Below are 23,399 nucleotides of genomic sequence, written 5' to 3' on the forward strand. Positions count from 1 at the left end.
GAGTTGATGTGCTTCTTAATGAGTTCTGGGATTGAGCTAGGCGATCGCTTTGAGTGGAACTCCTAACCAACTCGCAAAGTTTTGTTCTTGAGTGGCTGAGGGGTTTTCAACTGCGACAATCTGGTAACGGGTAGGGCGGGGTGCCGCTAAGGTAACGGTGCTGCTGCGTAGCTCGTCTTGATGGAAGTGGGTAATCTCGACGCTTTGTCCGGGTTGATAGTCTTTAAGGCGATCGCTCAGTTGATCTGCACTGATCCGGAAGCCGTTGATCGCTAGCAATTCGTCTCCAGCATCAATCCCTGCTTGTTGAGCAGGTGAACCTGTCTCGACAAACTTGATCAGTTCGCGGCTATTTTCGGTTTTGACCGTTAAACCTAAGAATGGGGGTTGATCGTCGCTTTCGTTCTCGGTTTGCAAGCGCAAGCCAAAGGGTTCTAGGAAAGTATCAAAAGGGAGTTCTTCAGTGCCATCGACGTAGCGGGCAAAGAAGTCGGATAAGTCGGTGTCGGCGACGGTTTCTAAGGTGGCTTTTAGCTGCTCTGGTGTGAAACCAATTTCGTCTTTGCCAAACTGTTGCCACATTTGTCGCAGCACGTCGTCGAGCGATCGCTGGTTACCATGCCGTTGCCGAATCAGCAGATCCAGCAAGAATGACACCATTTCGCCTTTGAGGTAATAGGAGATTTGCGAGTTGGCGCTGTTGGCGTCGGGGCGATACAGCTTGATCCAGGCATCAAAGCTGGATTCACTGGCGGGCTGGACTTGCCGACCAGGTGTGGTTTGCAGGCGGGTAATTTCTTTGCTTAAGTTGCTGAGCAGGGTTTTGGCGTCGTAAATCTCAGCTCGGAAGGGGATGTTGAGGTCGTAATAGCTGGTGGTGCCTTCGCTAAACCACAGTGAAGTGGTGTAGTTTTCTTGCTCGTAGTCAAATACTTCTAGTGCCTTAGGCCGAATCCGCTTGACGTTCCACAAATGGAAGAATTCGTGCGCGACTAACTGCATGAACCGCTGATACTTCTCTTTCGCGCGGAAGGCAAAGCGGGGGTAGTTGAGCGAGCAAGCGTTTTTGTGTTCTAAGCCGCCGTTGCCTTGGGGGGATAGGTGTAGCAAAAATAGGTAGGAGTCGTAGGGTAGGCCACCGAATAGCTCAGCTTCTACGTCGATAATTTTTTGTGTGTCTTGAATAATCCGCTCAGGGTCTGTATTGCCTTGGCCCCAAATCACGAGTTGATGAGGCTTACCCTGGGCTTCAAATTCGTACAGGGCATGGGTGCCAATTTCAAACGGGCTATCGACTAGAGTGTCAAAATCAGCCGCGTAGAAGGTATTGACTTGACTTGGTACGGTAGGGAGTGGAGTCGCGACTTGCCAGTTGGGGGAGGGAGGGGCGATCGCAACTTGAATCGGTTGGTGCTCAAATCCGGGCAGGTAGAAGAACAGCGCAGCTCCGTTAAAGTAGCCGTGGGTACCGTCTAGATGGTTGGTGCGGACAGATAGCTCGTTGGCAAAGACGCGATAGCGAACGGTAATTTCTGACTGACCCACCGTGTCTACTTGCCAATGGTTTTTGCTGACTTTGCGCCAAGGCAAAGCCTTTTGACCTGTCGCGCTAAAGTTTTGCAGATGTTTGGCGTATTCACGCACCAAGTAGGAACCAGGCGTCCAGACAGGTAGCTTTAGATCCAAAACTGCTGAGGCCCATCCTTGTACTTGCAAGGTGACTTCAAACAGGTGAGTTTGGGGGTTGGGCATTGCCACCTGGTAGCGAATCTCCAGGTTGGTGCGGGGTGAGTTGCTAGGGCGCGTCTGCGTCGCTTCAGTCATAGTGGATAGTTAAGCAGCAAGAAGTGTCAGCAAGGGTTTGAGCTAGCAGCTCTAGCGAGCCTAAGGCATTACTCAACCCATCCCTTCAGGGTAGGTCATTCTGCAAAACTTGGCGGTTTAGGCTTTGCCAGCTAGATGGGCCAGTTGTTTCTGATGCACCAAATGAACTACTTGGTTCGCTGAGTCAATTTTGATCCACCCTTTGTCATTGAGTTTTTCCATAATCTTGGCGGTTTCTTCTACGCCAATGTCAGCCACGTCTGCCAAGTCTTGAAAGGGAATATTGAAGATCTCGGTGCCTTTGTTAGAGGCTTGACCGTAATTTTCGCCCAGAGAAACGAGGGTATTGGCGAGTTTGACGGCAGGAGGCTGATGCCGCATTTGAAACCGGATGTTGGTTTGCCGCAGCCGTCGCACCATCAGTTGCAGCATGCGATGGTGAAGCTGGGAGTCTTTGAATAAGGTTTGGATAAATCGCTGGGCCGAGATGCTCATTAGCTGAACGGCTGAGAGAGCGATGACATCGGTGGAGCGGGGAGATTCGTCCAAGATGGCCATTTCACCGAAGAAGTCCCCTTGACCCAAAATTGCCAAGGTCAACACATCTTCTCCAGCGTGACGACGCACTTTCACCCAACCGGAAACCACAAAGTAAACCGCGTTACCCCAAGCGTCTTCCATTAAAACCGCACGGCCCGCTGGGTAGTCGTGTTCTGTGGCAATGGACATGAGCCATTCCAAGGTTTCGGGGTTGGCGGCGTTAAAGAGAGGAAAAAGCTCGTTAAAAGCTTCAGTCTGCATGAAGGATCTTTAGGATAGGACGTAGGATTAGCAGCAATTCAAAACTAGAAAACCGAGGCTCTAGAGGGAGCAGTGAAGATGCTGTTCCTCTCTACGATGATAGGGCGGGTGGATGTAGCTAAAGCGGGAATTTACGGATTCTTGAGTGTGGGTCTCGGTAATATTAGCGATCGCTAGGTAGCAGAGTTTAGGAGTTAAAGTCCTAGTTTTTGCTGTCTAACCTGTTCTCTCTATGTTACAGCTTGCGGTTGAGGGCTTGAGTGAGAGTCTGTTGCTAAGGTTCATGAAGCACCCTGAAGAATATTTTTGAAATAAGAAATATTTGATGCTTTGGTGGACGGGCTGTTGGTGTTTCTCAGTGTGAAAGATCAATGGGTTTGATGAGATTACTTTGACTAAATCCGAGCCCTTGGGGGCACCCGCCCCCAAACCCCCGCTGAGGGACGGTTGCGTCCCCCGGACCCCCTCCAAAAGTGTTTTTTTGGCTTTAACCGTAATAAGCAGGTTCGTTACCTGGCTTCCATTTGATGTTGCAGCCGATGCTGGGTGTTTGGTCAGGGTTGATCGGTTGGTTGGCTAGGGCAGCGTCGATCGCGGCTCTGAGGTCTTGGCCTGTAACGAGTTTGTCGTTTCCGGGGCGGCTGTCGTCGAGTTGGCCGCGATAGATCAGTTGGCGGTTAGCGTCAAACAAGAAGAAGTCGGGGGTGCAGGCGGCGGTGTAGGCTTTGGCGATCGCTTGGGTTTCGTCGTAGCACAGGGGAAAGGTGAATCCAAGGGTTTGGGCCATTGTTTTGAGGGAGTCGGGGCCGTCATCGGGGTATTTCTTGGCGTCGTTGGCGCTGATGGCGATGATGCCGAGGTTTTGGGTGGCGTAGTCTTGGCCGAGTTGAGCAAGTTGGTCTTGAATGTGCTTGACGAAGGGGCAGTGCTGACAAATGAACATGACGAGTAGCGCTTGTTTGTCAGCAAAGGTGGATAAGGAAATGGTTTGACCAGACACGACATCGGGCAACTGAAAATCTGGGGCTTGGGTGCCTAGTGCCAGCATGGTAGAAGCGGTGCGGGCCATGTGATCAACTCCTTACAATTCATCTTGAACACCCTTGGCATCTTAACGCCTTCGCTTGGGAAGTTGAGCCAATGGCTTGTAATGTGCTCTAGAGAAACGGTAAAAATTAGAAGCCACGTCGTCTTTGTTTTGTAGCCCGATTGATCATGAAGCTATTTGTTTATCACACGCCTGAGTTGGTTCCGTCTGACGCAATTCCCGATTGCGCGATCGCGATTGATGTCTTGCGAGCCACCAGCACAATGGCGACGGCCTTGGCGGAGGGTGCGGAGGCGGTGCAAGTGTTTAGTGACTTGTCAGAGTTGCTGCAAGTGAGTGAGCAATGGCCTGCTGAGCAGCGAATTCGTGCTGGGGAGCGGGGCGGTGCAACGGTGGAAGGATTCGATATGGGTAACTCTCCGTTGGACTGCACTGCTGCTCGCGTTCAGGGGCGACGGTTGTTCATCAGCACAACTAATGGCACTCGGTGTCTGCAAAAGGTGCAGAAGGCGAAGACGGTATTGGCGGGGGCGCTGATCAATCGTCGCGCAGTGGCTAATTATCTACTAGCGCAACAACCAGAAACGGTCTGGATTGCGGGTTCTGGTTGGGAAGGTAGTTATTCGTTGGAAGATACGGTCTGTGCTGGGGCGATCGCGCATACGGTCTGGACGGAAAGTGGAGCCAAGCTGGATGAGTTGGCGGGCAATGATGAAGTAGTTGCGGCGATCGCGCTTTATACGCAATGGCAAGACCGCTTACTAGAACTACTGCACCACGCTAGCCACGGTCAACGTCTCCTCCGTCTCAATTGCCATGAAGATCTGAAGTACTGCGCTACAACGGACATTTTGGATGTATTGCCAATTCAGCGAGAGATTGGAGTCTTGGTTAGCAAGTAACTGCATCTGCTGCTAGCTCTAGGGCTGGCTCAATCTAGCCACTGCCTGCCAATCGAATTTATCGGCTTTGGGCAGTGGTTGAGGATCAAAAGGTGAGCAACCAAACATCCATCATTCAGCGCAGAGAAGTCAGTTGCTTTGCTGATGAGTTGCACCCATGAGTCATTAGATGATGACAATTGGAAACCAATACCGGTTACGTGACGGTTCGAACCACCATGAATAATGTTTCTGATTTGGTTGTATCTAGAGGCTGTCTCTTAAAAACAGAAACCATTAATGATCAAGAGTTTTACTGGCTAGAGAGTCCGCATTTTACCAGCAAGCTCTACAGCAATCTAGAGGAACTAACCGCTTTAGTCCAAACGCTACCCATTACCTTCAGCTCCGCTCAGCACTATTGGGATGATAGCTTCCGCTGTAGATTTCGCTTCAAGAGCTAGTTGTAATACTTTGGACTCAATCCGCAAGGTCTTGTTGTTAATTGAGCTGGAGAAACTTTCGTAACTGATCCGCGATCGCCTGCTTGGAGTCTCTCCCAGAGCTGTAGTACGAAGTGAGAGGGAGGAGGCGATCGCCGACGGTAAACATCAAGCTGACTCGGTAGGTGCTGCCGTCGCTGTCCCGCGATTCTTCAACTCGCACAGCTTCAATCTCGTGAATTCGCCGCTCAGAAACTTTAGTCCCAAACAAGCCATGACGTTTGAGGAGCAGGCTATCTGAGCTTCGGTCAAATTCACAGACGACAATTTCGCCCATGCCGATGGCGACAGCAAGCCCCGCGATGACAAAAACGCTGCCGAACATAAACATGAACCAGCGGTCGTCCTGTTGGAGCGTTAAGGATGAGGCTTGAGGACTGCTGAGAAAGGTACTGATTTGGGTGGCAATTTCTTGCTTGCCATTTTCTCCAGAGCTGTAGTAATCGGTGAAAGGAACCTCGCCTTGGTTAGTCACCAGCACGACTCGAAAGGTATCCCCATCGCTACTGCTACTCCGTTCCACTTTGGCGCTCTGCAAGCTATCAAGGGCCGTCTCTTGAGCAGCTAGGCCTAGTAGTCCTGCGGCTTTGAGCTGACAATTACTCTGTACGGGTGCAGTACGGTTACAGTTGAGCGTGACGACCTTGCCAAAAGTTGCGATCGCCGCTAAACCAGCCCCGGCAAATATGAGACCAAATAGCCATAACCAGATGGGGCGGTGCAACAGAGTTAATTGATTCGGGGTTTCTTTGACAACTTTCATGGCTACTTAGACGCCTGGATTTGATCAGCGTGCCCAGGTTACTCCTAAGGAATTCAACGTCAGCCATGAAGTTTCCCGAACTGTTGGGCGAGCTGAGTCGCAATACGCTGAGCCGCCCCAGGAGCGCCCATGCGATGCTGGCCGTTATCCGCAATGATTTGCAGGCGATCGGGGTTACTGAGTAAAGCTTCGATCGCTTTTGGTACTTGAGCAGGTTGCTGGACTAGCGTGATGGAACAGCCCAACAAGCGAGTTTGAGCTTCGGCAAAGGCAGGCGTAAATTGCGGCCCTTGCCCGGGTAGAGTGATCGCAGGTTTGCCCAAACCCACAAATTGCTCGGTAGCAGTGCCTGCCATTGCGATCGCCAAATCTGCCAAGTGCAAGCAGTCATTAAAAACTTGTTGGGTGAGTACGAGGGTAGCTTTACGTTGGGTGAAACACAGCGCAGTTGGGTCAGAACTAAAAATATGATTGGTGGTGCTGAGTCGCCAAGCTTGAGCTTCTAAGGGTTCGCGCAGCTTGTCTAGATCCAGGCCAGGGGCGATCGCGCCTAGAAATAACAAAGGGCGATTGGGAAAGGTTTCGAGCATTCTGGCGATCGCTTGGATGATTTGGTGCCAGTTGGCGTAGGCTTCGGGGGGCCGAGAACCGGGCAACAGGGCAATGGTCAGGGGTGGGTTTTCTTGGCTTTTGGTAGCGATCGCGGCGGCACTAGGCTCCAAGCTGTCCATCATCGGGTTGCCGAGGTCGAAAGCAGGAATTGACCAACGCTTTAGCCCAGCATTAGTTAGGTTGTCTCTCGGGAAAACCGCTCGGCATTTAGGGCGGCTCATCAACCAACGTTCCCAAGGTAAATAAACCGAGCCTGACCAAGCTTCCATTTTTTCAAACCAGGAATTCCGGGGCAGTGGGCCTACTTCATCGCGCAGATAATATTCTGACTTGGCCGTGCCCACAAAAGCGTAGGGAGCACCACTCAGCCAAGCGAATAACAGCGGCACAATATCGCCCACCGCCAGAATGACTCCTCCTTCTTTCGCCCAAGTTTTCACGATTTTGATCTGCGCTAGGGTCAGTTGCAGCAAGCCGCCTTTGACGTCCCGCGCCAGTTGGCGACCATCCATATAGACAAAGCCACCGGAAGGCATGGGTTTGACGGGACCAACGATCGCAATATTGTGGTTGATGTAGGCTTGACCTTTGCCGACGAGAGGTAGAGCGGCAATTTCTGGCGCTTGCGGCTGTTGCTGCAAGGCTTGCAAGATCCGCACCGCGATCGCATCTTCTCCGTGACCGTTACTTAGGCAAAGTATCTTCATCTGGTTCAATTAGCAGGCGTAGCAGATTGTAGCAGGCGATTCTCTATGAAGAGGCAGGCCAAGACTCACAACTCTTCTAGACTATCTCAGGGGCTGGCAACTACCGCCAATTGGCTGCAAGACGACCACCGAGATTTTGGTAAGCTAAAGAGTCTCTGGAGCCGCACTCACCCGCGATCGCCCCTTCAAGTTCTCACAAGTTCTCACCAAGTTCTCGCCTCTGCGCCTGCGATCGCCATCAGCGGGGTAGCGAGGCAATGGGTAGCCAAGATGGAATCAATGTCAGCGAACCTCCTAGCCACACCAACTCAATTCTCCTCACTAGAACAAGCGCTGAAACATTTCTTCGGCTATGAAACGTTTCGTCCGGGCCAGCGTGAGATTGTCGAGGCTGCCTTAGAAAACCGAGATGCTTTGATTGTGATGCCGACGGGTGGTGGCAAATCTCTCTGTTTTCAGTTGCCTGCCCTGCTCAAACCCGGTTTAACGGTGGTGGTGTCGCCGCTGATCGCCTTGATGCAAGACCAGGTGCAGGCATTGCAAGACAACGGCATTGGGGCCACGTTCCTCAACAGTAGCTTGCATCCGATGGAGGCGCGATCGCGAGAGGTAGCAATTCTAGATGGCGAAATCAAGCTGCTCTATTTGGCTCCAGAGCGCTTGTTGAATGAGCGCTGCTTGCCGTTTTTAGACTATGTGCGATCGCGCTTGGGCATCGCTGGGTTTGCCATCGACGAGGCTCACTGCGTTTCCGATTGGGGCCACGACTTTCGACCGGAATATCGGCAGTTGCAGCAATTGCGCCAGCGCTACCCAGATGTATCCATCATGGCTCTGACCGCTACAGCCACGGAGCGGGTACGGCAAGACATTATCGAACAGTTGTGGCTGCATGAGCCTTACATACACACCGCCAGCTTCAATCGGCCCAATCTTTACTACGAAGTACGGCCCAAACCTAGCCCTAAGCAAGCTTACAAAGAGTTACTGCACCAAGTTCAACAAACCGATGGTTCAGGGATTATTTACTGTCTCAGTCGCCGCAAAGTCGAAGAGTTGGCCAGCAAGTTGCAGCAAGACGGAGTAGAGGCGTTGCCCTATCATGCGGGGTTGAGCGACGAAGCCCGCGCTACGAACCAAACCCGGTTCATTCGAGATGATGTGCGGGTAATGGTGGCGACGATCGCCTTTGGCATGGGCATTAACAAGCCAGATGTGCGGTTTGTGATTCACTACGATTTGCCCCGCAGCATCGAGAGTTACTACCAGGAATCGGGCCGCGCCGGGCGAGATGGGGAACCTGCTCACTGTACGTTGTTCTTTGGCTTAGGTGACATTAAAACTGTTGAGTATTTGATTGATCAAAAAAACGACGCGCAAGACCAGTTAATTGCACGACAGCAGTTACGGCAGGTCGTAGGGTATGCCGAGGGCACCGTGTGTCGCCGCACGATTCAACTCAGTTATTTTGGCGAAGGCTTTCCAGGGAACTGTGGCAATTGTGATCATTGCCTGTACCCACAACCGATTGAAGATTGGACAATTGAAGCGCAAAAATTTCTCTCTTGCATTGCTCGCTGCCAAGAGCGTTTTGGCATGAACCACATTATTGATGTGTTGCGCGGCTCGAAAAATCAAAAGGTTTTACAAAATAATCACGACAAACTCTCCACCTACGGCATTGGCAAAGACAAGACCGCTGATGCATGGCGAATTTTAGGGCGGGCGTTGCTGCACCAAGGCTTAGTTGAAGAAACCAGCGACGGCTACTCGGTACTCAAACTCAATGCCCAAAGCTGGGAGATCTTGAAGAAGCAGCGATCGCTCTTAATTGCCGTACCCCCCGCTCCTACCTATGCCGATGAAATTGATGCCGATGGCTTGAGAGCTGATGTAGAAGTCCTGTTTCAACGGTTGCGATCGCTGCGGAAGCAATTGGCCGACCAGCAAGCCGTGCCTCCCTACGTGGTTTTCAGTGATTCCAGCTTGAAACTAATGGCCCAACAGCAACCGCAAACCTTGACCGAGTTCGCCAGGATTTCGGGAGTGGGTAGCCGCAAGCTAGAGCAATATGGCGAAAAGTTTACGGCTGAAATCCGGGCTTATCGGCAAGAGCAAGGCTGAGTTTAGCAGGCCAAGTTTAGCGATGATCTCTCTTGGTGCTGATTAACAAGCAAATTTCCTGAAGCTAGTCTGATGGCGACCAGCACAAGCCTAGAGTGATATTCATGACAGCCAATCCTCCCCAAACTCCCTTGGATAGCCTAAACCCATTAGATAGGGCAAACCAGAAGGGCGATCGCAAATCAGTTGTTGCTGCTGGAGTTTTGTTCGGCTTGGGGTTTAGTGGATTTTTTGATGGCGTGGTTCTGCACCAAATCTTGCAGTGGCATCATATGCTCACCAGTGCAGGCTATGCCGATACCACCGTGGCGGGCCTGAAGCTGAATACCCTAGCCGACGGACTGTTTCATGTTGTCACTTATGCTTTTACCCTCAGCGGGCTAGTGGTATTGTGGCGGGCTTTAGAGCGTGGTAATTTGGCTTGGTCGTCAAAAGTGTTTGGGGGAGCCTTGCTGATTGGAGCGGGGACATTTGATGTGGTAGAGGGCATCATCGATCACCACATTCTAGGTATCCACCACGTCAAATCAGGCCCTAATGAATTGGCCTGGGATTTGGGGTTTCTCGCGTTGGGAGCGACTTTAGCCATTCTGGGTTGGCTGCTGCTACGCGCTGGTCAGCAACAACCAACTTACAAATAAAGCAACGCTAGCTTTACTGCTGAGTGGCAGAGCGGCCTTGCTTGGACAGCTTCACCAAGACGAAATAGCTAAGGCAGGCCACGTAGACGAGTAGACCCACCACTCCGAGAAAGCCGAGAAATCGGACGCTGGTGTTGGCATGAAAATACTGCTTGAATAGCAGCGGTGGATCAAACCAAACTCGACAAAATCTTGTATTTAAGGCTGTCTGAGAAATAGCGCATTGCAGGAAAGGCAAGCTGGCTAAAGCTCCTAAAGCGCTATAGACCGTCATGGCCCAACGCCAAGAATTAAATGCCAGCTTTAAAGGAGTCCGGGATTGATCGTTAATCTCTTCGTTGAGATCAACCCAAAACCACAGCGCAATGGGAATGAGTACCCGCGCCATGAGCCCTGAGATAAAACTGAGGGGCACTGCTGCAATCATCAAGTAGACCGTGACGGCTAGCAAGCTCGAAACCCGCCAGTAAATGGTTAACAGATGCTGAATGGTTTCATTTTTTTGCACGAAAGCCCAAATCAGCAGAATTAAAGGAAAGAGGACAGCAAACAGAAGGGCCAGTCGGTAGTCTGTCCAAACTAGCGGTTCAAACCAGAGTTGATCTTGCATAACTCATCTACGGCGGAGTTCACACGGAAAACAATGGCCTCAGTAGAGGCCAAGATTTGCCCCTCTTATCTTAAGACCCTCTGGCGGTCTTCAACAGGCGCATGAACCGAATACAACAAACTACGTAATAAAGTCAGAAGAAGTTACAACTTTAGAAACCAGCACTTGAGGAGCGATCGCAGCTCTAGAATTAGGGCTGTTGTAGTTGGGAGTCTGAGACGAATCAAATACTTGCAATACCTTTAACAACACGGCCACACCTAGGCCAACGATGAGGACCCAAGATATATCATTGCCACGCTCTGCTTCAGAGAGGTCGCGACTAAAGTTGCAAGACAGGCATTGAAACACGTCATTACCGCGTTGCACGAGTCCTTTCTTGCCGCAATTGGGACATTCTGTGATTTGTGCCATAAGTGCCTCCCTGAAATCAGGGCGGTTCTCCTAAAACAGGTTAAAAAATGGTTTGGTCTGTAAAATCAGCGGTCTGTAAAGTCAGGATTTATTAAAATCGCACCTATCTCCATTGCAACAAAATCAACAGCAAGTCCCCTGAGCCTTGCGAGGGAATTCAGCTAGTTCGAGCGACGTATCCTGGGTTGCCATTACTTCCGTCGTCGTGGAGAGCGGGAGATGACCCAAAGGAGACTGGCGCTCAGGAGAGTAAAGGCGATCGCAGCTCCTTGCCATTGCGTTGGACTTGGAGGTTCTGCTTGAGCGAACGGTAGGTTGAAGAAAGCGATCGCGGCTCCGACGACACCCAGCAAAGCGGCTCCAGCAATCAGTCCTGATGCATACAAAACTCCTGCTTCCCGGCGTCGCTCTAAGCTCCGAGGGGGCGACCAAGTTTCCACAGCTAGACGGATTAGACCACCCACCATAATCGGAATTGAAAGGTGAATTGGCAGATACAACCCCACCGCAAACGCGAGCGTGGGCAGGCGCATCATTTCCACACAAGCGGCTAAAGCTGCACCCACTAGCACCAAGCCCCACGGTAAGTTGCCACCCAAAACGCCATCAATCACCAGCCGAATCAAGTTGGCTTGGGGCGCTTTGAAAGCTCCAGAGACAATATCGGCCCGGAACAGCTCCAAAACTGCACTCATCACCAACCCAGTGGTGACGACCCCAACAATTTCGCCAATTTGTTGATTCTGGGGACTGGCTCCGATTAGAAACCCAGTCTTTAAATCTTGAGAAGTATCCCCTGCATTAGCTGCGGCAATACAAACCAAAGCGCCGATGGTGAGCACAGCGACTTTAGCTTCTTGGAGACTATAGGCTGAGCCAAACAACAGCGCACAAATCAGCACTGTCACAATCGTCATTCCCGAAATTGGGTTAGAAGAGCTGCCGATGATGCCAACAATCCGCGAGGAGACCGTGACGAAAAAGAAGGAAAACACGACCACCGCTAAACCTGCTAATAGTCCTAGCGGGCCCGCTCCTCCGGTTCGCAACGGTAAAAACGCCACGAGCAAGCCAATCACAATTAAGCTGGCTGCTACCAGTGACAGCGGCAGATCACGATCCGTCCGCTCAGCTTGCTGAGTACTGCGTTGCTTGAGAGCGATCGCGGTTAATCGAACCGATTCCCACAGTGTCGGGGCAGACTTGACCAAGCTAAACAAGCCGCCAAACGCCACGGCCCCCGCACCGATATAGCGAATGTAGCGGCTCCAAATGCTGAAGCTATCCATATCGGCAATGCGAGCCACGGTTTCCGGTGGAATGGGTGTCGGTACGCCACTACCAAACAAGTAGATCAAGGGCATGATTACCAGCCAACCGATCGCCCCTCCTGCCAAAATCACCGCCGCGATCGCAGGGCCAATAATGTAACCTACCCCCAGCAATTCCGGAGTCACACTCGCCCCAATCGAAGTCCGAAAGCCCGCTTGCGCGATCGCCACATCAGGTTCCGCCGGCCAAAGTCGGCCAAAGCGCTCTAGAGCTGAGTACAAAGCACCCACACCCAGACCGCTAAACAACAGCTTGGCTTGTGGCCCTCCTGCCTGCGATGCCACTAAAATTTCGGCGCAAGCAGTTCCTTCCGGGTAGGTGAGCCGTCCATGTTCCTGCACGATCAGAAATCGGCGCAGCGGGATCATAAACAGCACGCCCAGCAGCCCGCCCAAAAGCGACAGCGGGAAAATCGGCCAGAAACCCGGTGTTTCGCCCCAAAGATACAACACGGGCAAGGTGAAAATTACCCCAGCCGCCAAAGATTCCCCGGTCGAGCCAATGGTTTGAACCATATTGGTTTCGAGCAAACTGCCTTGCCGCAACGCCCGAAACACTGCTACCCCGATCACCGCCGCCGGAATTGAAGCCGAAACTGTCAGCCCCACCTTCAACCCCAGATAAGCATTCGCCGCGCCAAAAAGAATCCCTACCGCCACCCCCACCAGTAACGACTTGGGTGTCAACTCAGGCATCTCGGATTCATTGGGCACCACAGGTGTATAACGTTCCCCTGGAGGCAACGCCTGGTAAGCTTCCCGTGGTAGTACCATCTTCGGCTGCGTCTTGCTTGGCATAGAAACTGATTTTTGTGTTTAGTGAATCGCTAAATTCCGTTTTGCGAAATAGATTATTCAAAATTCTTGACGAATCGCGGTGTCGGAAGTGACGAACTGACTCTAGAAGCGAAGCGATCGCCTGATCCCATCAATTTCTAGCCATGTGACCGCATCCAGTCAGACCCCTAAAACGCTAAACTTTGGAGCGTTAGATCCGCATGACATTCTCGACATTGTCTATGACCGTTTTGCTTGCTGCCGTCGCACCGCAGGTTGCCCAAAACCTGATTGATCAAAACCTGATTAAATTGGCGTTTGACATTGTGCCGAGAGTCTTTGGGGCCGTTGGTATTTTGGTCCTGACTCGCTTGGCGATCGGTTTGGTAGGGCGCATTATGCGGCGAACCCTCAACCGCACCGAACCCACCATCCGCAAATTCCTGGTACAAGCATCCGAAATCGTCACCCTAGTTGTAGGCATCAGCGCTGCCCTGACCGCTCTAGCAATTCCCACCGCCACCCTAGTCACTGTCGTGGGTGCCGCAGGTTTGGCGATTGGCTTAGCGCTGCAAAACACCCTGTCCCACTTCGCAGCAGGCATCATGCTCATCACCTTTCGTCCCTTTGAAGTCGGCGACTATGTAGAAGGAGCAGGCGTATTCGGTGTGGTAGATAGCATCGGCCTGTTCTACACCACCCTCGTCACGCGCGACAACGTCAAAATTACCGTTCCCAACAGCAACCTGTTCAGCGGCACCCTGAAAAACATGACCACCTTGGGCACCCGCCGCGTCGATCTAGAAATAGATATTGGCGATCGCCCCATCGACTCCACAATCACGCTGCTGCTAGCCCTAGTACTCCCCCACCCTTTAGTCCTCAACGATCCCAAACCCACCTGCCACGTCCACTCAGTTTCCCCAACCACCACAATTTTGTACCTACGACCCTGGTGCGCCGCCGAAGCTTACGAACAAGTGCGATCGGAAATCCAGCAAATGGTGAAAGAAACCCTACAACAACCCGATCCCGACATAGCCTCAGACCCAGAATCCGAAATCATCGACTAATAAAACAGACCAGTAGCCATAACAATCAAACCAACCCCACAACCTCCGCCAATTCGAGGCGACATATTCACCATGCGCTCTGGAGGGGGTTTGGGGGACGCAGCCGTCCCTCAATCGAGGGTTTGGGGGAGAATCCCCCAAGGCTGTTTCCCACAGAGGTGAGCAACTAACCAAAAAAGTAAAAAACCTGACAACTGCACCAAAGCACAGCTATCAGGTTTGAGCGACTTATCACCTCAAGAATTTGCGGGTTACGCTCCCACCTTTTGCAACTCCTTCTCAGCAGCAGGTTGGCTCATCAACTTCTGATATAACTCACTTAATTGTGAAGCTACACCTTCCCAACTGAAGTAAGTTTCTACCCGATGTCTCGCCGCCACCCCTAGCTGATTGCGCCAAGTTGCATCACTCAAGATCCGATCGATCGCCTCAGCGAAGGCAGCATCATCTTGAGCAGGTGCCAGCAGACCCGTCTCTTCCGGGACTACCGTAAACTGCAACCCACCCACATCACTCGCAACCACAGGCGTACCGCTGGCCATTGCCTCAATCGCTACCAGACCGAACGGTTCGTAATGGCTAGGCACCACACACACATCCGCCGCAGCGTAGAAGGCGGGTAACGTGTCGTCACCTAGACGACCAGGGAAAATAGTCATGTCGCTCAGACCTAGCTCCTTGACAATCCCCTCAATGCGATCGCGCTCCATGCCATCGCTTTGTCCCGGACGACTACCGCCACCAATCACCAACTTCAGGTTCGCTTGATCGCGAAACTTCGAGCGACCTACCGCCCGTACTAAGGTTTCAATGCCTTTGCGAGGGTCAAATCGTCCCACATAAAACACCACCTTATCTTCAGGATTAAGGCCTAGCTTTTCCCGTGCTTCTAATTGTGAGAACGAGCCAAACCGCTGAATATCAGTACCACAAGGAATAATGTCAATTTTGCCGCGAGTGGAAACCAGCGATCGCATGTGCTCTCGCTCTTGAGGGCTAGTTGCCACAATACGCTCAGCCGTTTCTAGACAAGTTTTTTCTGTAGCTAGACGAGTGCTAGCAATCAGAGGAATTGTAGAAATTGACTTGTACTTCACCGCTCCTAGGGAGTGGTAGGTATGCACTTGTTGAATTTTTTTGCGTTTTTTTAGCTCCATTCCTACCCAGGAAGACATCCAGTAGTTGGTGTGAACAACCGGATACTCAATCCCAGACTCTGCCTGAAAATCAAGAAACTTTTGCAAAAATTCTGGCAGAAACTCGAAGATTTCATCCCGAGGTACAAAATCCTCAGGGCCTGCAACTAAACGAATGGTGCGGCAGTTAGGAGCATGCTCCACAATAGCGGGTTGGTCGGCGCTGCTCTGGCGGGTAAACATATCTACCTGCCACCCTTGGCGGGCTAGTGCTTCACCCACTTGCCGTACGTAAACGTTTTGTCCCCCAGCCTCTTCTTTGCCAATCTCGATTGCAGGGTCGCCGTGGACGGAAATCAGGGCGACATGCTGATTTTTCAGAGAAAACATGGCTTTAAGCTTATACCTAAAGTTAATAAAAAACTGAGCGAAATGGCTCTCAAAAATTGCTTTTGCTCTTACGATTCAAATACTAGGATTAGCGGCTGCTGAAGGCATCAGTCAGAGGATATATCTTGCTAAATCCAGGCTTTTGATAGCAAATAGAATCGAAAGACTAACTGAGGATATACCTATAAAAACAGCTCCGGAGAACCACGTTTTGTCTTGTGCATGGAACCTCTCCCGTTCGCTAAACTTCAATGAACTTCTTGCTTGAAAACCTGACGTAGCCTATAAAAACTACAAATTGAGCACAGAGCTATCTCAGATCTTGGAATCACTGATTGAGTGATTCAGCATTGCGGTATCAGAAGGTTTATTAAGTTTGCTCGATAGTATACTACGTTAATTCATTATTTTTCAAAAAAAAGTGAAATTGCTGGCTGCGATGGAAATTCAATTAATTTTGAATCTAAATTTTATTGCTGTTATCTAAAAAAGCGATCGCCTTTACCATTACGTATTAAATTCAAGCAACATATTGGCGAATTACAGTTAGTAAGTTCACTGGGGATCACGCCATAATCGAACCTTTAGCTGGTTAACCGTGAAAATGAGTTGTGCCCACACAGGATTTATTGGTGCAATGTAGCCCATCCGTGCTAGCCGAGAGATAATCTCAGTAGAATTTAGATAAATAAAGAAAACATTAATTTTTGAGTAGCCAAATATGTTTATTAACAACTGAAAAGTCGCGTTGGAAGATGCAGTGGACTAGCGCTAGACTGCTTGAATTTGCTAGGTCATGGTCAACTCTAATTATGAGTTGAGGGATAGAAGGCGCGATCGCTGGCGTTTAGCAGCATAGCCACGCAAGCAAATCCAAACTGTATCACTCTGAACAATGAGCGATAGACATTTAGCTTCGGCATGAGTTGCAGTGAGGTCAACAACAACCAGTTTTGCTGGCAAACGCCCGGTAACTGACCAAGATGAACTTTTTAGACATTCTCTGCAAAAAAATAGTCAAATAATTCCAACAGTACGGTAGAATGATTGAGCTTCATGGCTACGGCTTGCCGCAGAGCCAGCAAACTATCTACCAAAAGTTATAGGTTGCTGTGTTCATTCTGAAAAAAGTCTGCTATGATAGTTTACCGTCACCCTGGAGAGGTGGCTGAGTGGTCGAAAGCGGCAGATTGCTAATCTGTTGTACGAATCGTAAGACCGTACCGAGGGTTCGAATCCCTCCCTCTCCGTTCAAAAAGAACATTCAAGACTGAGGCTCAGGACTATCTGGGTCTTTTTTGTTTGTAGCGCTCTGCTCGCAACAAACTTGAGTTTCCCCAGCAATTCAGTCATGATTCATTTGCACCATAGAAGAGTACTAGGTCCAAATGAAAAATTTTGCTTCAGCAAGTGGTCTGAGGCCTCGCCTAGCAATCACTTTAGCCATCACAACTTTAATTACAGGTTTACTCGCGACTGCTTGCCAAGATGCCACCAACACCAATCAAGGCAACCAAGGCCAGACCAGCTCGACGGGTTCGACTCCCGCTGCCTCTACTGCTAATGCCAAGGGCTTGAAAATTGGTTCCTTACTACCCGCTACAGGTGACTTAGCGCCGATCGGCCAGGCCATGCTAGCTTCTGTGCCCTTGGCCGTGGACCAAGCGAACCAATGTGGGGGCGTGAATGGTGAACCTGTGACGTTGGTAGCAGAGGATGACCAGACTGATCCCACCGCAGGTGCTGAAGGGATGACCAAACTGGCTGAAGCAGACAAAGTTGCTGGTGTAGTCGGCTCGTTTGCTAGTAGCGTTTCTAGTGCCGCTGTGGATGTAGCGGCTCGCAACAAGGTGATGCTGATTTCGCCGGGAAGCACTAGCCCTGTGTTTACAGAACGGGCGAAAAAAGGTGACTTTCAAGGGTATTGGGCTCGAACCGCACCCCCCGATACCTATCAAGCCAGAGCTTTGGCGAAGTTGGCGAGCGATCGCGGCTTCAAACGAGTTTCAACGGTCGTGATTAACAACGACTACGGCGTTGGGTTTGAAAAAGAATTTGTGGAAGCCTTTAAGAAACAAGGTGGCACCGTAGTCAATGAAGCCAAGCCCACTCGCTACGACCCTAAAGCCACCACCTTTGAAACGGAAGCTGCCGCTGCTTTTGGCGGTAAACCCGATGCGGTCGTGGCTGTACTTTACGCTGAGACAGGTAGCCTACTGCTGAAATCTGCTTATGAGCAAGGCTTGACGGAAGGAGTCCAGGTCATGTTGACCGACGGCGTCAAGAGCGATGAATTTCCGAAACAGGTAGGCAAAACGAGTGACGGCAAATTCATCATTACCAACGCGATCGGGACAGTGCCTGGAGCCGATGGCAAGTCTCTGGATGCATTAGCTAAACTTTGGCAAGAAAAGAAAGGACAATCCGTCAGCGCCTACGTACCGCACTCTTGGGATGCGGCAGTGCTGTTGATGCTAGCGGCAGAAGCAGCCAAGGCGAATACTGGGGAGGGAGTACAGAGCAAGTTGCGGGATGTAGCTAATGCGCCCGGCACAGAAGTTTCGGATGTTTGTGAAGGGTTGAAGCTATTGCGTGCTGGCCAAGATATTAACTACCAGGGTGCTAGCGGCAATGTGGATATTGACGAAAACGGGGATGTCATCGGTAGCTACGATGTCTGGAGTGTCAAGGATGATGGCACGTTAGCCAATATCAGCAAAGTGAAACCTGAATAAGGGAGCCTTAGAGAAAGGAAGAGCCAAGCGATCGCCCTCAAGCTGAAATAAAATCAAGCACCTAAAACGGAACCCCCCTGTCAGCTAACCACAGCTTCAGGGGGGTTCAATTAACTTAGGCTCACTCAACGAGCAAGACCTTAGCGAGAAGTGAAGTTATAGCCAACGCCTAGTAGCAGACCAATATCCGTATCATCAAACACGGCAGCGTTGACAGCAGCAGTTGCAGTGAACTGTGGAGTGAGAGGCACATCAACACCGCCAGTCAGCAACAGTCTGACTACATCACTGTCCCCAGTTGTAATCGCGACACCTGCGCCTACATAAGGAGCGGCTGAGATGCCAATCTCATCAGCAGTGTAGCTCGGAAAGTCTAGTGTGACTGGGATCAAGATGTCTGCATCATCCCCGATCATCACGGAAGGTCTGACCGAAATGGTTCTGGTTAAACCAATTTTGCTGAGGACCGTGAAATTCGTATCGCCCAGCGCGGTATCTCCAGTAATGCCCACGTTAAGACCGACACCGACGTAGCTAGAACCAGAACGAGTGCCACGACCAGGCTCAACAGATTGAGCAATTTTTGGTGCTTCTGTTTCGGTGGTAGGCACTGCCGCTTCATCCGTGGTAGGAGCGATCGCAGGTTGATCGTTCAAAACTTGAGCAGAAGTAACAGTGGTTCCAGGAACGGGAGCTGTCTTAGCCGTCTCTACAGACATCTCCGTAGACATTTCTGCGGATGCTTTCGGCAGTGCTTCTGTCGCTGCCAATGGAGCAGCTTCTACTTGAGCGGCAGCAGAACTAGTAGACTCCGTGTGGTTGGCAAACAACGTCGGCGCAGTGGCGCTGAAAGAATAAGTATTGGCAGACTCAGAAACTTGAGTCGCAGTGACTGTCGTGTTAGCCGTATCAGGCTGGGGCGCTACTTCTGGCTGAGTAGACGGCGTTGCTAAAGTTGCCTCAAGGGGCGTGGTGGTTTCGGCTTGAGCTGACAAGGTACCACAAATCACCAATAGAGCGCTGAGGCTGAGTAGGGAAGAAACGCGTCTAAAAAAAGTCATATTCACAAGCACTCCTCAATGTATCTTGAACTAAAACTTAGGCCAACCTAAAGCTTTAGCTAGCTCTCGTTATCTTTCGCTATAGGTAAATGTATCGGCAAATTGACCGCCATACCGCTAATTTAGGGAATTTTGAACAATTTCGCCACTTCCTAAGACATAGATTCTGCTTTAATTCGTTTTGAGAGGATTACTAGCTTGTAGCCAGTTTTACCAACATCCAGCTACTTCTAGGGGATAATCTTAAGCACTGTCAGCCGCGATAGAAGCGATCGCAGCGGCAACTTGCTGCGACACAAATGGCAGAATCGCTTCGCTCTGGCTATGGGCTTTGCCTTCCGTAAAAACAACTAGAAGATAAGGCCGCTTCCCAGCAAGCTCAACATAAGCAGCGTCATGCCGCACCTGACTGGTTAAACCTGCTTTCGACCAAACCTGGGCCGCCTGAGGTAAACCTCCGCCTAAGAAGCCAGTAACTTGATTTTCTGGATCAGCCGCTAGGTCGTTCGGGTCGAGGCTGCGCTTCATTAAGGCCATCATGGCTTGCGATCGCTCGGATGACACTGCTACCCCTCCCACAATGCTGTGTACCAGACGGGCCGATGCTTCTGTCGTCAGCATATTGCGGTTTTCCATCAATTCTCCTAAGAACGCCCGCTCGCGGCCATAGGCACCATCACACCAAGTTTTCTGGTTGAGATTGATGGTTTCCAGTTCTGGCCAACCCAACGATTGAAAATAGCGGTTAACTAGATTGCGCTGCTGTTTCCAGGTTTCGAAAGGCCCAAGGGGTAGTTCCGGGCCGCTAGTTGTGCCAGTCAAAACATCAACTACTAAGCTAGTCGCATCATTGCTGGAATCCACAATCATGTCGCGGGCAGCTCGCTCCAACTCGGCTGACGGCTGAATCATGCCTTTTTCTAGCCATTCATGCATTGCCACTAGGTAGAACAATTTCACTACGCTCGCTGGGTAGATTCGCTCCACTCCTCGATAGCTAAACCCTCTCACGGCATGGTTCCAGAAGGCGTCTGGACTCAAGGCACCTCCAGTATTGACGGGGACTGGGGGATCATAAACTACCCAGGTAAGCGCGATTTGGTTGCGAGCCAATCCGGGAAACTCGGCCCAAGTCGTTTCTAGGACGCGATCGCCCAGGGTTTCAAGCTGTTCGTCTTTACGGAAAAATGCCATTGTGACTCGATGGGTAACTTACTTAGTAGAGGAATAGGATATAGCAGTCCTAAAGGATTTATCAGGTTGGTGGGGTGTGCCTCTGACAACCCATTTGAGATTGCTCTAGCAGTATCACTTATACCAGTCCGGCTGACTCTGGGTAGCGGCACGAGTCAGCAGTTTTTCGCGGCCTTTGGTTTTAGACCCGATTATGCATAAAACTAAGTGATTACTACTAAGTGCTTCTCTCCCAATTTTTGATTCATGGTTTCTCTCACCGATTTACAAGCAGCTTTCGAGGCTAGCTCCTCTCAGCTAGTAGAGTATCAGTGCCAAGCTCACTTAAACCTTTACGACGGACCAGAAAGCGATCGCTTAGCCAGCCAAGCGGCCAAAGGCAGGCATTTACAGATCCTATCGATTCCAGCAACAAGCTCTAATGGTGCGACAGCTATCCCAGTGCGCTTGTGCGAGGACGACTACCCCGGCTGGCTGCGAGTTGAAGATGTTGCGGAACTGGCGATTGCAACCACAGCGTATCAAGCGATCGCTTTGAGCGCAGCAGAAATTCAAACTCGACTACCAGAGGCGATCGCCTTTACCTATGCAGCGATGCAGCAAGCAAACTATTATCTCTGGGGTGGCACTGTGGGACCGAATTATGATTGCTCTGGATTAATGCAGGCGGCTTTCACCTCTGTGGGTATCCAGCTACCAAGAGACGCTTATCAGCAAGAAGCATTTATTCAGCCTGTGGCGATCGAAGAGTTGCAGCCAGGAGATTTAGTTTTCTTTGGCTCTCCTGCCAAGGCAACTCATGTGGGCTTATATGTTGGGGATCATTCCTACATCCATAGCTCAGGTAAAGAGCAGGGCCGAAATGGTATTGGCATCGATCGCCTGTCTGAGCAAGGAGATATTGTGAGCCAAACTTATTATCGACAATTACGAGGTGCAGGCCGTGTAATGGCTAGTTATCAACCGCAGAGTTGAGTTGGATGCGGTAAAGATAATTGCGATCCTGAAACCATTGCGACTGTCCTACTACAACTGTAGTTTTGTAATCGCTTGGCTGGTTCATTTGCTCTAGCAACTGAAGCAATTGTTTTGAAGGAGAGTATAGAAAAACATATTTAAATTTCTGGACTGAGTTTTTTAGCTCAGTCTGAAAATTTTGCTCTTCTAGTCTTGACCTTTCAAATAGTTGAAATTGAGTTTCAGGCTTTAGAAGATAACTTAAGGGCAATATAAAGGTAAGGTTGCTATCACTAATAATCAGAGGTTGAGGGGCTTGATTGATTAGTGGTGTCACTTGTAAGTTGATCGAGCTAGAACCCTTCCACCAGTCTTTGGCCTGAGCGCTAGCGGCACAAGACATGATGCCAACAGAGAGTAAAACCGCAAAAATAGAGCGCCATAGCCGTTGCTGGCTTACTTTTGCCTGGACCCTAAAAAGTTGTTGAGTGAATAAGTAAGCAACCGCTAGATGGACACCTAAATAAGAAGGCACTAAATACCGAGAAAGGATCGATCGCCTCCCTCCCCAAATCAAGTCAGGAATTATTTGGGCTAGAGCTGTAATACCAATTAGTAGTAAGACAAATAGCCAAACTTTTTTAGGAGCGTGGCGGCAAAGAAAATAAATGGCATATAAAACTAGAATCAGAAAAACAAAAGAAACAAGTTGATTGATTTTGGGATCGTTAAAATCCGAAAAAATACTACTTAAGTTAGCTTGCCAATAAGTAAAACGTTTAAATAAACCAATCTTAAAAGAAGCTACCCAACTAGTCGTAGTTTTTACCCGACTAGAGCTACTTAAAATCACCCAAACCCAAGGAGTAAAAGTAATACAGCCACAGAAAGAAGCAATTAAGTAGAATATTGTAGGTTTGCTTTTGAGTTTTTCAGTCAGTAAAACGTATAATCCGTGGGTTAATAAAACAAAAACAAAAAATAAATGGGTATAAAGCCCTAATGCGATCGCTGCTGTGTAAATTATCCAACTATTTCTCGATAAAGTACGTAGTCCCCGAAGCAGTGAGGCACTAGATATTAGAATAAAAACCGTCCATAAACTATACTGGCGCGCCTCTTGAGCCAGCATTAAATAAAAAGGAGAGACTGCAACAAGGGCGATCGCAATCCAACCCGATAAAGGACTCTCGAATAACTCTATACAAAGCCAGTACAAAGTAGGAAATATGAAGAGACTGACGAGAGCAGACAAAACTCTAGCACCAACAGGATGATCTAACCACTCTATCCAAAATCGGCTAATTAAGTAGTACAGAGGAGGATGCTCTGGATTACCTGCCAAAGCCTTGACAGTATCAGAAAAGCTTTTTTCTAAACTAGGATATTGATATCGTTGGATTTCCTGATTGCTAATAATCTTGCCGTTGTAAACTTGGTCAGTAAATTCTTGGCTAGTATAACCTTCAATCCGAAGAATACCCCGCACTTCATCAACAGTGTAGACTTTCTGATCAAGATTAATAAACCGAAAAAAAATACTCAAACTCAAAGTTAGAATAACTAAAGCTTTAAACCAAGTGAATGATGAAAACCATTTGGAGAACGTCATAACGAGTGGCTGCTTAAGAAAGTATTAGTCTTTCGTGATTCTTTTGCCTATCAAGCTTGAAAGCAGAATATGTCAATTAAAAAAGCAAATTTGGTTGATTGCATTTACTGTCTTCTTGTTCGTGCAGTTTGCTTGAAATAAACTGTGACTTCATTGCATTAATGAGGAGTGCCTTATTAATTGACTGAATCTCAAAAGTTAATTC

Annotated in this window: 19 protein-coding genes and 1 tRNA gene; 8 read left to right on the plus strand and 12 right to left on the minus strand. The window is 49.8% G+C overall.

From position 1 onward, the window contains the following. Positions 1-36 precede the first annotated feature (36 nt). The 3 genes from NDA01_RS11615 to NDA01_RS11625 form a co-directional block, all read right to left on the minus strand. A complete protein-coding gene (locus NDA01_RS11615) occupies positions 37-1,824 on the minus strand; it encodes a M61 family metallopeptidase (RefSeq protein WP_348228060.1) in 1,788 nt (595 codons plus the stop codon). Between the two features lie 117 nt (positions 1,825-1,941). Next, on the minus strand, positions 1,942-2,625 hold the full coding sequence (locus NDA01_RS11620) for a Crp/Fnr family transcriptional regulator (RefSeq protein ID WP_190439202.1): 684 nt from the start codon (positions 2,623-2,625) through the stop codon (positions 1,942-1,944). Between the two features lie 487 nt (positions 2,626-3,112). Continuing rightward, on the minus strand, positions 3,113-3,694 hold the full coding sequence (locus NDA01_RS11625; protein ID WP_348228061.1) for a thioredoxin family protein: 582 nt from the start codon (positions 3,692-3,694) through the stop codon (positions 3,113-3,115). A 146-nt stretch (positions 3,695-3,840) separates the two neighbouring features. Here NDA01_RS11625 and NDA01_RS11630 point away from each other — a divergent pair, with 146 nt between their 5' ends. Together NDA01_RS11630 and NDA01_RS11635 are read left to right on the plus strand one after the other, a co-directional pair. After that, positions 3,841-4,575 carry a 2-phosphosulfolactate phosphatase family protein gene (locus tag NDA01_RS11630; protein ID WP_348228062.1) on the plus strand — a complete coding sequence of 245 codons (735 nt, stop codon included), beginning with the start codon at positions 3,841-3,843 and terminating at the stop codon, positions 4,573-4,575. Positions 4,576-4,793: 218 nt separating this feature from the next. Next, on the plus strand, positions 4,794-5,018 hold the full coding sequence (locus NDA01_RS11635; protein ID WP_190439189.1) for a hypothetical protein: 225 nt from the start codon (positions 4,794-4,796) through the stop codon (positions 5,016-5,018). Between the two features lie 37 nt (positions 5,019-5,055). On the opposite strand, the gene NDA01_RS11640 is transcribed toward NDA01_RS11635, so the two are convergent. Together NDA01_RS11640 and NDA01_RS11645 are read right to left on the minus strand one after the other, a co-directional pair. After that, positions 5,056-5,820, minus strand: coding sequence for a hypothetical protein (locus NDA01_RS11640; RefSeq protein WP_348228063.1), 765 nt, complete (start codon positions 5,818-5,820; stop codon positions 5,056-5,058). A gap of 59 nt (positions 5,821-5,879) precedes the next feature. Then, a complete protein-coding gene (locus tag NDA01_RS11645) occupies positions 5,880-7,139 on the minus strand; it encodes a lipid-A-disaccharide synthase-related protein (RefSeq protein ID WP_348228064.1) in 1,260 nt (419 codons plus the stop codon). Between the two features lie 45 nt (positions 7,140-7,184). On the opposite strand from NDA01_RS11645, the gene recQ reads away from it, so the two are divergent. Further along, positions 7,185-9,263, plus strand: coding sequence for a DNA helicase RecQ (gene recQ / locus NDA01_RS11650; protein WP_431193380.1), 2,079 nt, complete (start codon positions 7,185-7,187; stop codon positions 9,261-9,263). Between the two features lie 104 nt (positions 9,264-9,367). Continuing rightward, entirely contained in the window at positions 9,368-9,904 is a 537-nt protein-coding gene (locus tag NDA01_RS11655) for a DUF2243 domain-containing protein (protein ID WP_348228065.1), read from the plus strand. A gap of 13 nt (positions 9,905-9,917) precedes the next feature. On the opposite strand, the gene NDA01_RS11660 is transcribed toward NDA01_RS11655, so the two are convergent. The 3 genes from NDA01_RS11660 to NDA01_RS11670 all read right to left on the minus strand — a co-directional run bounded on the left by NDA01_RS11660 (position 9,918) and on the right by NDA01_RS11670 (position 13,057). After that, positions 9,918-10,514 (minus strand): DUF3177 family protein, encoded by a 597-nt coding sequence (locus NDA01_RS11660; protein WP_190439174.1) that lies wholly within the window; start codon positions 10,512-10,514, stop codon positions 9,918-9,920. 120 nt (positions 10,515-10,634) lie between these two features. After that, complete coding sequence (locus NDA01_RS11665) at positions 10,635-10,928, minus strand: hypothetical protein (protein ID WP_190439173.1); 294 nt, start codon at positions 10,926-10,928, stop codon at positions 10,635-10,637. A gap of 191 nt (positions 10,929-11,119) precedes the next feature. Continuing rightward, complete coding sequence (locus NDA01_RS11670) at positions 11,120-13,057, minus strand: OPT family oligopeptide transporter (protein ID WP_348228066.1); 1,938 nt, start codon at positions 13,055-13,057, stop codon at positions 11,120-11,122. A gap of 200 nt (positions 13,058-13,257) precedes the next feature. On the opposite strand from NDA01_RS11670, the gene NDA01_RS11675 reads away from it, so the two are divergent. Further along, the gene (locus tag NDA01_RS11675) at positions 13,258-14,109 is read left to right on the plus strand and encodes a mechanosensitive ion channel family protein (protein WP_348228067.1); all 852 of its coding nucleotides are present in this window, start codon (positions 13,258-13,260) and stop codon (positions 14,107-14,109) included. Between the two features lie 251 nt (positions 14,110-14,360). On the opposite strand, the gene NDA01_RS11680 is transcribed toward NDA01_RS11675, so the two are convergent. Next, on the minus strand, positions 14,361-15,635 hold the full coding sequence (locus tag NDA01_RS11680) for a glycosyltransferase family 4 protein (RefSeq protein ID WP_190439168.1): 1,275 nt from the start codon (positions 15,633-15,635) through the stop codon (positions 14,361-14,363). 1,158 nt (positions 15,636-16,793) lie between these two features. On the opposite strand from NDA01_RS11680, the gene NDA01_RS11685 reads away from it, so the two are divergent. Beyond that, a tRNA-Ser gene (locus NDA01_RS11685) sits at positions 16,794-16,885 on the plus strand. 138 nt (positions 16,886-17,023) lie between these two features. Beyond that, positions 17,024-18,370 (plus strand): ABC transporter substrate-binding protein, encoded by a 1,347-nt coding sequence (locus tag NDA01_RS11690; RefSeq protein WP_348228068.1) that lies wholly within the window; start codon positions 17,024-17,026, stop codon positions 18,368-18,370. 140 nt (positions 18,371-18,510) lie between these two features. Here NDA01_RS11690 and NDA01_RS11695 read toward each other — a convergent pair whose 3' ends face one another. Both NDA01_RS11695 and NDA01_RS11700 read right to left on the minus strand, forming a co-directional pair. After that, the gene (locus NDA01_RS11695; RefSeq protein ID WP_348228069.1) at positions 18,511-19,431 is read right to left on the minus strand and encodes a hypothetical protein; all 921 of its coding nucleotides are present in this window, start codon (positions 19,429-19,431) and stop codon (positions 18,511-18,513) included. Between the two features lie 243 nt (positions 19,432-19,674). After that, positions 19,675-20,625, minus strand: a complete 951-nt coding sequence (locus tag NDA01_RS11700) for a serine hydrolase (protein WP_348228070.1) — start codon at positions 20,623-20,625, stop codon at positions 19,675-19,677. Between the two features lie 246 nt (positions 20,626-20,871). Here NDA01_RS11700 and NDA01_RS11705 point away from each other — a divergent pair, with 246 nt between their 5' ends. Beyond that, complete coding sequence (locus NDA01_RS11705) at positions 20,872-21,600, plus strand: C40 family peptidase (RefSeq protein ID WP_348228071.1); 729 nt, start codon at positions 20,872-20,874, stop codon at positions 21,598-21,600. Here NDA01_RS11705 and NDA01_RS11710 read toward each other — a convergent pair. Next, positions 21,578-23,194 carry a glycosyltransferase family 39 protein gene (locus tag NDA01_RS11710; RefSeq protein WP_348228072.1) on the minus strand — a complete coding sequence of 539 codons (1,617 nt, stop codon included), beginning with the start codon at positions 23,192-23,194 and terminating at the stop codon, positions 21,578-21,580. The genes NDA01_RS11705 and NDA01_RS11710 overlap by 23 nt on opposite strands. Positions 23,195-23,399 lie beyond the last annotated feature (205 nt).

It is taken from the genome of Trichocoleus desertorum AS-A10, from assembly GCF_039962155.1.
GTDB lineage: Bacteria > Cyanobacteriota > Cyanobacteriia > FACHB-46 > FACHB-46 > Trichocoleus.